The 11821-nt window shown below is 63.4% G+C and carries 10 protein-coding genes; 5 read left to right on the forward strand and 5 right to left on the reverse strand.

Features of this window, described 5'->3' with window-relative positions:
• Nucleotides 1-7: 7 nt before the first annotated feature.
• Nucleotides 8-1237: an aminotransferase class I/II-fold pyridoxal phosphate-dependent enzyme gene (locus Q0025_RS12465; protein ID WP_297299605.1), complete on the reverse strand. Its 1230-nt coding sequence runs from the start codon at nt 1235-1237 to the stop codon at nt 8-10.
• Nucleotides 1238-1486: 249 nt separating this feature from the next.
• Here Q0025_RS12465 and Q0025_RS12470 point away from each other — a divergent pair, with 249 nt between their 5' ends.
• The gene (locus Q0025_RS12470; protein WP_297299607.1) at nt 1487-2260 is read left to right on the forward strand and encodes an enoyl-CoA hydratase; all 774 of its coding nucleotides are present in this window, start codon (nt 1487-1489) and stop codon (nt 2258-2260) included.
• Nucleotides 2261-2427: 167 nt separating this feature from the next.
• Entirely contained in the window at nt 2428-2697 is a 270-nt protein-coding gene (gene rpsT, locus Q0025_RS12475) for a 30S ribosomal protein S20 (protein WP_297299608.1), read from the forward strand.
• A gap of 43 nt (nt 2698-2740) precedes the next feature.
• Here rpsT and Q0025_RS12480 read toward each other — a convergent pair whose 3' ends face one another.
• From Q0025_RS12480 to glmM, 4 genes are all read right to left on the reverse strand, one after another.
• Nucleotides 2741-3895, reverse strand: a complete 1155-nt coding sequence (locus Q0025_RS12480) for a phosphoserine transaminase (RefSeq protein ID WP_297299611.1) — start codon at nt 3893-3895, stop codon at nt 2741-2743.
• Nucleotides 3896-3950: 55 nt separating this feature from the next.
• Nucleotides 3951-4877, reverse strand: a complete 927-nt coding sequence (locus Q0025_RS12485; protein ID WP_297299613.1) for an outer membrane beta-barrel protein — start codon at nt 4875-4877, stop codon at nt 3951-3953.
• 178 nt (nt 4878-5055) lie between these two features.
• Nucleotides 5056-5880, reverse strand: a complete 825-nt coding sequence (locus Q0025_RS12490) for an outer membrane protein (protein ID WP_297299616.1) — start codon at nt 5878-5880, stop codon at nt 5056-5058.
• Nucleotides 5881-6049: 169 nt separating this feature from the next.
• A complete protein-coding gene (glmM, locus tag Q0025_RS12495; protein ID WP_297299618.1) occupies nt 6050-7390 on the reverse strand; it encodes a phosphoglucosamine mutase in 1341 nt (446 codons plus the stop codon).
• Between the two features lie 266 nt (nt 7391-7656).
• Between glmM and ybgF the strand changes: the two genes are divergently transcribed.
• From ybgF to ftsH, 3 genes are all read left to right on the forward strand, one after another.
• Nucleotides 7657-8772 (forward strand): tol-pal system protein YbgF, encoded by a 1116-nt coding sequence (gene ybgF / locus Q0025_RS12500; RefSeq protein ID WP_297299620.1) that lies wholly within the window; start codon nt 7657-7659, stop codon nt 8770-8772.
• Nucleotides 8773-8786: 14 nt separating this feature from the next.
• On the forward strand, nt 8787-9839 hold the full coding sequence (gene tilS / locus Q0025_RS12505; protein ID WP_297299622.1) for a tRNA lysidine(34) synthetase TilS: 1053 nt from the start codon (nt 8787-8789) through the stop codon (nt 9837-9839).
• Nucleotides 9840-9959: 120 nt separating this feature from the next.
• The coding region (gene ftsH, locus Q0025_RS12510) for an ATP-dependent zinc metalloprotease FtsH (protein WP_297299624.1) at nt 9960-11821 on the forward strand (1862 nt) is incomplete at its 3' end.

An 11821-nucleotide genomic window follows, 5' to 3' on the forward strand; every position in this document is an offset into this window, starting at 1 on the left:
TTCGTCATCAGGTCGCGGCGGTCGCCGGCTCGGCCGCAACCACCGGCTGGGCCTGCCGCCGGGCGAGGAGGTTGATGACGCCGCGAATATCTTCTTCGCGATGCGTGGCCGAAAGGAAGAAGCGCAGCCGCGGCTGGTTCTTCGGCACGCCGATCTGGAAGATCGGCGGCACATAATAGCCGTTCGCCATCAGATGTCGCGAAGCCGCGACCGTTTCGAGCCCGTCGGCGAAGAGGATCGGCACGACGCCGCGGCCGATCGCCGGCCCGGTGTCGAGGCCGGCTTCATGCGCCAATTCGAGGAAAAGCTCGGCATTGGCACGCAGCCGCTCGATGCGCCAGGTGTCCTTCTGAACGATGTCGAGTGCCGTCGAGGCCGCCGCGGTAATGACCGGCGACAGGCCGACGCTGAACACGAAGCCGGGCAGGGTATAGCGCAGCCAGTCGATCACCGGCTTCTTACCGCCGAGGAAGCCGCCGCAGGAGGCAAAGGTCTTGGACAGCGTGCCGACAATGAGATCGATCTGCGCCGGATCGACGCCGGTATGTTCGCAAAGGCCGCGGCCGTCCTGGCCGAGAACCCCGATCGAATGCGCCTCATCGACCAGCAACCAGCAATTGTAGCGGTCCTTGATCTCGATCAGGCGCGGCAGATCGACGATGTCGCCATCCATGCTGTAGAGCGATTCGACCGCGATCAGCACATGACGGTAGGAACTGCGTTTCTGTTCGAGCAGGGCTTCCAGATCGTCGAGATCGTTGTGCTGGAAGAAATGGCTCGTCGCGCTCGCCGCCTTGGCACCGCTGATGATGCTGTTGTGCGACAATTCATCGAGGAAAATCGCGTCGCGCGTGTTCATCATGTGCGAAATCGTCGTCACATTGGTCAGGTAACCCGAGACCAAGGTGAGCACTGATTCGACGCCGAGGAACGAGGCCAGCTTTTCTTCGAACACATGATGCGTCGAGCGTTCGCCGCCGACGAGGCGCGAGGCGAGCGCGCCGACGCCGAGACTTTCGAGCGCTCCGACCGATGCTGCCTTGATGGCCGGATGGCCGGCAACACCGAGGTAATCGTAATTGGCGAAGCTGACGAAATTCCGCCCGTGCGCCTGCGCCTCGTGACGCGCGCTGTCGGTTGGGACAAAAAACGGGTTATATTCCTCGAGATAGGCTTTGCCGGCGAGGCGGAAGCGTTTTGTCGCATAGTCTGCGAGACTGTTTATGCGATTTGCCAAGTCAAATTGTCCGTTGTTTCGAGCCCCGCCTGCTCAGAATCGGCGCGGCGGGCTGTCCCCACGATTATTGGAGCCATAACATCCTTGGCTGCGGCCGGCAAAGCAACGCCGAAATCGACCGTGGAAAGCGCCAGGCTATAGTGCTCGCAATTAGCTTAATGTCTTTAGAAGCACAAGCTTAGGATGATAAGTCAAATCCAGTTACAAAGCGTAACAGCGGCAAGCGCAAAGCAGAAAAGGAAGTCGTGCGTGGCGAGCGAACCGATCATCGTCGAAACCCACGGGAAGGTCGGGCTAATCCGGCTCAACCGGCCGCAGGCGCTCAATGCCATCAATGCCGAATTAATGGCCGCCCTCAACCGCGCGCTCGATGCCTTCGAAGCCGATCCGGCAATCAGCGCCATCGTGCTCACCGGCTCCGCCAAGGCCTTCGCCGCCGGCGCCGACATCAAAGAAATGCAGCACAAGACCTATGCCGAAGCCCTGATCCCCGACTTCATCGCCGATTGGCAAAGGCTCGCGCGCGTGCGCAAGCCGACAATCGCCGCGGTGGCGGGCTTTGCGCTCGGCGGCGGCTGCGAGATCGCCTTGATGTGCGATTTCATCATCGCCGCCGACACGGCCAAATTCGGCCAGCCGGAGATCAAGCTTGGGATCATGCCGGGCGGCGGCGGCTCGCAACGGCTGACGCGGGCGATCGGCAAGGCCAAGGCGATGGAGCTTTGCCTCACCGGCCGCATGATCGATGCGGCAGAAGCCGAGCGGGCCGGTCTCGTCGCCCGGATCGTGGCGGCCGACCAATTGGAAACCGAAGCGCTGAAGACCGCCGCGGCGATCGCCGAAATGTCGCTTCCCGCGCTGCTGCTCACCAAGGAGGCGATCAACCGCGCCGCCGAGACGAGCCTGGCCGAAGGGCTGCTTTTCGAGCGGCGGGCGTTTCAGTCGCTGTTTGCGACGCACGACCAGAAAGAAGGCATGGCCGCATTCGTCGAAAAACGCCCGGCGAAATTCGAGAATCGTTGATTTCGCTTTCTTTTCCGCGGGTCGTCGGTGGCTTATTCCGACAAAATTCTTGTCGGATTGCGTTGACGGGCTTTGGAGCGCCAACTATAAGCTGCCGCTTCGAGTTTGCGCGTCCGGCGACGCCGACCTTTAGGTTGCCTTCGGCCGGACTTTTCCAGGACATTTCGATGGCGAATACACCGTCGGCCAAGAAGGCCGCCCGTAAAATCGAGCACCGCACCACGGTCAACCGTTCGCGCCGCTCGCGCATGCGGACGTTCGTCCGCAAGGTCGAGGAGGCGATTGCCGCCGGCAATCACGCCGCCGCCGCCGAGGCGCTGAAGGCGGCCGAGCCGGTGATCGTCCGCGCCGCGCAGAACGGGATCATCCACCGCAATACCGCCGCCCGGAAGGTTTCCCGCCTCACCCATAGCGTGCGGGCGCTGGCACAGGCCTAATCCCGAAAAAGCATCCGTTGAGAGGATGCGGTGAAGCCGGGCTTCACCGCGCCAGCCCGTAGGCATAGTCGAGCCAGGCGGTGAGCTTCGTCAGGTCGCGCGCCTCGACGGTCGGGCCGCACCAGATCCGCAAGCCGGGCGGCGACAGGCGGTAGGCGCCGATATCATAGGCGACCTCGGCTTCTTCGAGGATAGCGAGCAATTCGTCGACCACGGCTTTTTGCTCCGCCGCCGGCAGGCTCGCGACCTCTGGCTCGGTCAGCGTCAGGCAAAGGCTGGTGTTGGACCGGATGGCCGGGTCCTTGACCAGAAACCCAATCCAATCCGAAGTCTCGACCCAGGCGCCGATCGTACGCGCATTGGCATTGGCGCGGGCGATCAAGGCATCGAGGCCGCCGAGCGATTGCGCCCAGGCGAGCGCGTCGAGATAATCCTCGACGCAAAGCATCGACGGCGTGTTGATCGTCCAGCCCTTGAACAAAGCTTCGTCGAGCTTGCCCTTCTCCGTCAGGCGGAAAATTTTCGGCAGCGGCCAGGGCGGCCGATAGCTCTCAAGCCGTTCGACGGCGCGCGGCCCGAGCACCAGCATCCCATGCCCCGCTTCGCCGCCGAGGCATTTCTGCCAGGAGAACGTGACGGCATCGAGCTTCGCCCAATCGAGCTTTTGCGCGAAGACGGCCGAGGTCGCATCGCAGATCGTCAGTCCTTGGCGGTCGGCGGCGATCCAGTCGGCATCCGGCACCCGCGCGCCGGTGCTGGTGCCGTTCCAAGTGAAGACGATGTCACGGTCGGGGCGCGTCGCCGCCAGATCGGCAATCGCGCCCGGCGGCGCCCGCAGGATGCGCAGGTCGCCAAGTTTCAGCGCTTCTGCATCCTGCGCCCAGCTTTCGCCGAAGGCATCCCAGGCAAGGATATCGACGCCGCGCGGTCCGAGCAGCGACCAGAGCGCCATTTCGACGGCGCCGGTATCGGAGGCCGGCACGATCGCGATGCGATGGCTGGCCGGCACGCCGAGGACATCGCGGGTCGTTTCGATGGCCTGTTCAAGCTTCGCTTGGCCGGCGGGGCTGCGGTGCGAGCGGCCGAGCAGCGCCGTCCTGAAAATTTCCGGCGTCCAGCCCGGCCGTTTGGGGCACGGACCGGACGAGAAAAATGGACGGCCGGGCTTGGTGCCCGGCTGCGACAGCGCAATGGTCATGGTTCTGTTGTGCGGCCAGTTGCGGCAAAGCGCAACTGGCTCGTGCGGCCGGTGCTTAATCGATCAGATAGCGCAGGCCGAGGCGGACTTCCTGCGACGTGAGGCCCTTATCGAAGAGCACGCCCGACAGCGACTTGAACGACATCGTGCCGAAATTGACGTAGCGGTACCCGAGGTCGAGCTTCAGATTGGGTGAGATGTCATAGGAAAAGCCCGCCATGAGTGCGAAGGCGAAATTCCATTTCGATATTGACCGGGAGAAGTCCCAATTTTGCGGGCCGGAATTATAGTGCGGCTGCGGTTCGATCAGCTGGCCGGTAAGTGGATTTGTGTAGTTAAGCGGAACCGAATAGGGGTTTGGAAATGTCAATACCGCGCGGTAAGGGCTTCCATCCGCATTGATGAAGTTGACCGTTTGCGTCCCGTTTAAGTAAGCCGCACCGACACCACCGCCGATGTACGGCGTTATGCCCCAATAAGTGCCGAGATCGACATAACCGTTTGCCAGAAAGAGATTCTTCTGCAGAGAAGCGCCTTCCTTGGTCGAGCATTGGTTCTGGTTGACCGCCGTGCCAATGACGTGCCCCGTCGTCGGATCAGTGATCGCATCAAGGCTTGCAGGACAATTCACCTGCGGCCCGTAGCCGCCCATGGGCTGGCTGCCGTAATAGGTATAGGTCGCATCGGTGCGGAACCATTGATTGAACTGGTAGCCAGCACCGGCTTCGACCGACCAATTCAGCCTTTGGTTAAAGGTGACATTGTTAAGATCGGAGAGAAGGTCCGGCATATCCTGCACCGCGGCGCCGACGCTGCCGCGAATGTACCAGCCGGTGCCGAATTCGACCGGTTCGGTCGGTTCCGAATCGGCTTGCTGGCCACCGAAGAACGAGGCGAGATCGGCGGCTTCGGCGCGGGGCGTTGCGCAGACCGCTAAGGCAGCCGTCAACGCGAGGCTGCACACAATCGTCCGACTCGACATCGCCTTCCTTCCTTTCGGCTTTCGATCGAAAGGAAGTGTGAAGGATATTTCTTAAGTCCGGCTTAACCATAAGACGTAACGGTCTGAAAACCATAAATGCCCGGCGTCTTTTGGACGACAGAGCAAACGAAAAAAGCGGGCCGCTGGCCCGCTTTTTCCGATCGTTGAAATGGATGGCTCAGTATTTGGTGACGAGCGGCGGCGCCGGCGGCGGGATGTCGGCGAACACGTAGCGCAGGCCGACGCGGATATCCTGCGACGCGAGCCGGTAGTGCTGCACTTCGAACGTGCAGGAGCCGTTGCAGATAATCGGGTTCGACGCGACCGTGCCGAGGTTCAAGTAGCGATAGCCGAAATCGAGTATCAGGTTGGGCGTGATCGAATAGCTGACGCCGGCCATGAGCGCCCAGGCGAAATGCCACGAACTGCTGTCGCGGGCCGTGCCGAAGGCGGTGATATCGTCGAGATCGGTGTCGTGCAGGCCGTTAATGAAGACATCGGCCAGGCCGACGCCGCCGCCGATGTAGGGGGTGACGCCCCACCATGTTCCGATGTCGAAATAACCATTGGCGAGACCGACGGCTTCGCTGATCTTGGCGGTGTAGCCGTCGAAGCAGCGGCCGCCGGGGGCGGCGCAAAAGGTCGGGCCGTAGCTCTGGATCGCTTGATAGCTGGCCGGGAGGAAATATTCGCCGGTCACGTCGGCGCGGAACCAGTTGTTGAACTGATAGCCGACACCGCCACCGAGGCTCGCTGTCGTCGAGAGGCTCTGCTGGTCGAACGACGGATGATCGACAAAGACGCCAGGCGCGAAGGTGCTGTAAACGCTGTTGGTGTTGATCGCCGCGCCGACGTCGCCGCGCAGATACCAGCCGCTCACGACGGGCGGCGGCGGCGCTTCGACTTGCGGCGGCGGCGGTAAATCGAGGTCGGCCGCATGGGCGGCGCTCACGGCACCGATCGCCACGGCGCCTGCAATGATGACGGCTCTTAAGCTGGCCATAACGATCAATCCCTTCGTCGGCGCAGGCGCGATCGGCCGGCGCGATATCCAACGGAAGGGAAAGATGTCGCAAAGAGCTTAAAAGGCCCTTAACCCTAACACTTAACCTTAACGCCGCCACTTATCGGGACCGACTGTGGCACGACTGCCGCAGGGGACGCCGCGGCGGCTAAGCTGCGACGGCGCTCAGGGCCTCGCAGACGTCGTCGACGATCTTTTCGACGAGGTCGGGATCGTCGCCTTCGCCCATGACGCGGATGACCGGCTCGGTGCCCGAGGGCCGGATTACCAGCCGGCCGTTATTGCCGAGCTTGCGGCGGGCGTCCTCGATGGCGCGGGACACGCGCTCTTCCTCCAGCGGCTGGCCGACGCGGAATCGCACGTTCTTCAAAACCTGGGGCACCGGCTCGAACCGATGGCAAACCTCGCTCACCGGTTTTTCCCGCCGCTTGACGATGGCGAGCAATTGCAGCGCCGCGACCAAGCCATCGCCGGTGGTGCAATAGTCTTTGAGGATGATGTGGCCGGATTGCTCGCCGCCGAGGTTAAAGCCGTGTTCGCGCATATGTTCGAGGACATAGCGGTCGCCGACCGGGGTGCGGGCGAGGGCGAGGCCGATGCCGGCGAGATAGCGTTCGAAGCCGAGGTTCGACATGAGTGTCGCGACGATGCCCGGCCGCGACAGGCGTCCGTCCTGTTGCCAGCTTTCGGCAATCGCCGCCATGAGCTGGTCGCCATCGACGATCTTGCCGCGCTCGTCGACAATGATCACCCGGTCGGCGTCGCCGTCGAGCGCGATGCCGACATCGGCGCGCATTTCGCGGACCTTATTGACCAGCGCCTTGGGCGCGGTCGAGCCGACATCGCGGTTGATGTTGAAGCCGTCCGGCGCGTCGCCGATGGTGAAGACCTCGGCGCCAAGCTCCCAGAGCGCCTCGGGGGCGACCTTATAGGCAGCGCCGTTGGCGCAATCGACGACAATGCGCAGCCCTTCGAAGGAGGTATTGCCGATGAGGGTCCGCTTGGCGAATTCGATATAACGGGCGCGGTCGCCTTCGACGCGCATGGCGCGGCCGAGATCACCGGGCTTCGACAGCTTCAGCGGCTGCTCGCCGTCGAGAATCGCCTCGATCCGCGCTTCAACCTCGTCCGACAGCTTATAACCGTCCGGGCCGAACAGCTTGATGCCATTGTCCTCGAAAGGATTATGCGAGGCCGAGATCATCACGCCGACATCCGCGCGCATCGAATGGGTGAGCATGGCGACGGCCGGCGTCGGCATCGGCCCGAGCAGCAGGACATCGACTCCCACCGAGGTAAAGCCCGCAACCATGGCGGTTTCGATCATATAGCCGGAGAGGCGGGTGTCCTTGCCGATGACGGCGCGATGGCGGTGTTCGCCGCGCTGGAACAAAATACCCGTCGCCTGCGCGACTTTCATCGCCAATTCGGGCGTAATGACCTTATTGGCGAGGCCGCGGATTCCATCGGTCCCGAAATGCTTACCCAAACCTTGATGCTCCTGCGTCGCGGGGCGGCAATGTGCCTGGGCTCAACCCCGGCCCTGAGACGGGCGAAATCCGGCGAACGCCGGCGCAACATCTAACCCATTCGCAGTCTGATCCCCAATACTAACCAAAATTGGCCGCGCGTTACAATTGCAGGCAAATTGCGCCGAAATTGTCTTCGGTGCGCTTGCGGCGAATTTCTGCCGAAAAATCTAACTTTGGTCGAACTGTGGATTATGATGGCGGCGAGCGAATTTGGATTTCCAGCATGACTCGATTGAACGAACTGGTTTTGGCCCTGGCCGGCGCAATGATCCTGGCCGCGGCCTCGCCCAGCCTGGCGCAGCCCGCCCCGCAGCAGTTCGCGCAAAATTATGGCGTGCCGCCGGATAATGTCGGTGGCGGCGATTCTCAAGATAACGGCGGCGGCTATGCGCCGGGCGGCGGCGGTTCGGACTCGAGCCTTCTCGTGCGGGTCGAGCGGCTCGAGGATCAGATCCGCCAAATGACGGGTCAAATCCAGCAGATGCAGTTCCAAAACCGTCAGCTCCAAGACCAGCTCAAGAAATTCGAGCAAGACGTTGATTTCAGGTTCCAAGAGAGCCATGGCGGCCGCCCGATGCGGCATAGCGAGGCGAGCCCCGCCGAGGTGCCGCCGGTGACACCGACCGATGCCGACAGCACGCCGCCGGCCGACCAGGACGCGGGCGGGACGGCCGTGGCAACCGGCGACACGTCGCACCCGGGCCGGAACGATGCTTTCGACCCGACATCGCATCCCGACGCGCCCGGCGCACCAAGGCCACTTGGCGCGGGCGAGAGTGCGCCGCCGCCGGTCGCGGACAATGGCGGCGGCAATTCGGGCGGCGGCAATTCGAGCGGCGACCCGAATGCGCCGATGAACTTGCAAAGCGCCTACACGCCCCCGGCCGCCCCGGCTGCGCCGGCAGGCGGCGTCACGAGGCCGTCCGGCACCATGCTCGCCAGCGCCGAGGTGAATTCGCCACGGCAGGCGTTCGACGCGGCGCTCGGCTATTTCAAGCAGAAGGACTATGACAACGCCCAGCGCGGTTTTTCGGAATTTCTCGACAAGAATCCGAAAACCCGGTTGACCGCTGAAGCGCTCTATTTTCTCGGCGAATCCTATGCGGCGCGCGGGCGGGCGCGCGAGGCGGCCGAGCAATTCCTGAAGATCTCGACCAGTTACTCGGATTCGACGCGGGCGCCGCAAGCCATGTTGAGGCTCGGCGAATCGCTGCGCGCTTTGGGCAATAAGGACGAGGCCTGCGCCGCCTTCAATGAAGTGCCTCATAAATATCCGAGCGCCGCGGCCGCGGTGAAGGCAGCGGCGCGCGACGCGCAGCGGGCGAAATGCGGCGCTTAAACGAAAAGAAGCCGTTGATTGGGCCAGCCGAGCTGACCAGGCTTTTCGCGCCGCTCGCCGGACGGCGGGCGCTGCTTGCGGTGTCGGGCGGCCCTGATTCGGTCGCCTTGATGCGATTGGCCGCCCTTTGGCTCGAGCAGGGCGGAGCCGATGGCGGCGCGCAGATTTTCGTCGCGACGGTCGATCATGGGCTGCGGGCCGAATCGCGCGCCGAGGCCGAGGCCGTGGGGCGCTGGGCGAGCGCGCTGGGATTGCCGCATGAAATCCTGCTCTGGCAGGGCGCCAAGCCCCAGAGCCGCATCCAGGAGCGGGCGCGGGCTGCGCGTTACGCGCTGCTGCGTGCCCATGCGCGTTCGCTGGGGGCTGACTATCTTTTGACCGCGCATCATGCCGACGATCAGGCCGAGACGATTTTGTTCCGGCTGCTGCGCGGCAGCGGCATTGCCGGTCTCGCCGGCATGCAGAGCGAGACAAAGCAAGCCGCGGTCATGCTTTACCGGCCGCTGCTCAACATTTCGAAGAAGGCGCTGGTGGCTTATTGCGAGGCTTGCGCGCAGCCCTATATCCGCGACCCTTCCAATGAAAATTCCGCTTTTGCGCGCACGCGTTTGCGCGCGCTTCTTCCACTTCTCGAAGAGGCCGGGCTTGATGCCGCAGGCTGGGCCCGGCTCGGCCGCCGGGCGCGCCGCGCCGAGCAGGCCTTGGCCGCGCAAGCGGAGCAGGCCGGCACAAAGCTCGAAAAGATTCCGGTAAATGACGGATTTCACATCGCTGCTGCGTCGCTGCGCCATTTGCCGGCGGAGATTCTGTTGCGCGTCATCGCGGCCGAAATCGCAGCCTTGGGGAGCGGCCGGCCGCCGCGGCTCGAGCGGCTCGAAAGTCTGGCGCAAGACCTCTATGCGGCATTGAGGACCGGCGCGCACTGGCATCGCACGCTTGGCGGCGTGGGATTTTCCTTAAGGGCCGACGGATTATTGACCTTGCAGCGGGAAAAACCGCGGCGGCGTGGTCGAGAGTCCGCTGCCGCCAAAGCTTCCGATTGGCCGGCGGGCGCCGCCGTGCTGTAAGTTAGGCTACCTTGGCAACCCCTGCGGCCGCGCCTACATTGGTTGGACGTGCGCCGCTAGGAGCGCCTCATTAAGCAGGCCGTTTATCCCCCGGGATGAGTGTCTGTCGCGAGTTAAAGAATGCATCCGAATTTCAGGAATTTTGCGCTCTGGGTCATCATTTTTCTGCTCGTCGTCGCGCTCGTGATGTTGTTCTACAACCCGGGCCAGCGGCAGACGGCGGCCGACAGCATTAGCTTCAGCGAGTTCCTGAGCGACGTCCAGGCCGGCCAGGTCCGCGAGGTCACGATCGTCGGCAGCGAGGTGTCGGGCCATCTGAAAAACGACAAGGCCTTCGAGACCTATACGCCCAACGATCCGTCGCTGGTGCAGAATCTGGTCAAGAATGGCGTGACGATCAACGCCAAGCCGCCGTCCGACGGCAATAGCTGGCTGTTGACGCTGCTGATCAACGGTCTGCCGATCATCGCCTTTGTCGGCATGTGGATTTTCGTCACCCGGCAGATGCAGGGCGCTGGCGGCAAGGCGCTCGGCTTCGGCAAATCCAAGGCGAAGCTCCTGACCGAGGCGCACGGGCGCATCACCTTTGAGGATGTCGCCGGCGTCGACGAGGCCAAGGAGGATTTGCAGGAAATCGTCGAATTCCTGCGCGATCCGCAGAAGTTCCAGCGGCTCGGCGGGCGGATTCCGCGCGGCGTGCTGCTTGTCGGTCCGCCCGGCACCGGTAAGACCTTGCTCGCCCGCGCCATCGCCGGCGAGGCGAATGTGCCGTTTTTCACCATCTCGGGCTCCGACTTCGTCGAAATGTTCGTCGGCGTCGGCGCAAGCCGCGTGCGCGACATGTTCGAGCAGGCCAAGAAGAACGCGCCCTGCATCATCTTCATCGACGAAATCGACGCGGTCGGCCGTCATCGCGGCGCCGGCCTCGGCGGCGGCAATGACGAGCGCGAGCAGACGCTGAACCAATTGCTGGTCGAGATGGACGGGTTCGACGCCAATGAGGGCATCATCCTCATCGCTGCGACGAACCGGCCGGACGTGCTCGACCCGGCGCTGCTGCGTCCAGGCCGGTTCGATCGCCAGATTGTCGTCCCGAACCCTGACGTGATCGGCCGCGAGCGCATCCTGAAAGTGCATGTGCGCAAGGTGCCGCTGTCGCCCGACGTCGATCTCAAGACCGTCGCGCGCGGCACGCCGGGCTTTTCCGGCGCCGACCTCATGAATCTCGTCAACGAGGCAGCTTTGCTCGCCGCGCGGCGCGGCAAGCGCATCGTCACCATGACCGAGTTCGAGGACGCCAAGGACAAGATCATGATGGGTGCCGAGCGCCGCACCCTGGTCATGACCGAGCAGGAGAAGATCCTGACGGCCTATCACGAGGGTGGCCATGCGATCGTCGCGCTGAACGTGCCGGCGACCGATCCCGTCCATAAAGCGACGATCATTCCGCGCGGCCGTGCGCTCGGCATGGTCATGCAGCTTCCCGAGCGCGATAAACTGTCGATGAGCTACGAGCAGATGACCTCGCGTCTCGCGGTGCTGATGGGCGGCCGCGTCTCGGAAGAGATCATCTTCGGCAAGGAGAAGGTGACTTCCGGCGCGCAATCGGACATCGAGCAGGCGACCAAGCTCGCCCGCGCGATGGTCACGCGCTGGGGCTTCTCGGACGAGCTCGGCACGGTGATGTACGGCGAGAACCAGGAAGAGGTCTTCCTCGGCTATTCCATGGGCCGCCAGCAAAACATCTCCGAGGCCACGTCGCAGAAGATCGATGCGGAAGTGCGTCGTCTGGTCGAAGCCGGCTTGGCGGAGGCAACCCGCATCATTACGGAGAAGCGGCAGGACCTCGAGACGCTGGCTAAGGGTCTCTTGGAATATGAGACCCTGACCGGCGAGGAAATCTACGGCCTGCTGCGCGGCCAGAAGCCGATCCGCGATTCCGGTGACGAGCCGCCGCCCGCGCCGGCGCCGCGGCCTTCGCC

The organism is uncultured Methylovirgula sp., from assembly GCF_947646745.1.
GTDB lineage: Bacteria > Pseudomonadota > Alphaproteobacteria > Rhizobiales > Beijerinckiaceae > Methylovirgula.

What these genes read in the sequence shown, in the direction of transcription:
- Q0025_RS12485 (WP_297299613.1), bottom strand. Translation starts at nt 4,877, where the DNA reads ATGTCGAGTCGGACGATTGTGTGCAGCCTCGCGTTGACGGCTGCCTTA.
- ybgF (WP_297299620.1), top strand. Translation starts at nt 7,657, where the DNA reads ATGACTCGATTGAACGAACTGGTTTTGGCCCTGGCCGGCGCAATGATC.
- rpsT (WP_297299608.1), top strand. Translation starts at nt 2,428, where the DNA reads ATGGCGAATACACCGTCGGCCAAGAAGGCCGCCCGTAAAATCGAGCAC.
- Q0025_RS12480 (WP_297299611.1), bottom strand. Translation starts at nt 3,895, where the DNA reads ATGACCATTGCGCTGTCGCAGCCGGGCACCAAGCCCGGCCGTCCATTT.
- Q0025_RS12490 (WP_297299616.1), bottom strand. Translation starts at nt 5,880, where the DNA reads ATGGCCAGCTTAAGAGCCGTCATCATTGCAGGCGCCGTGGCGATCGGT.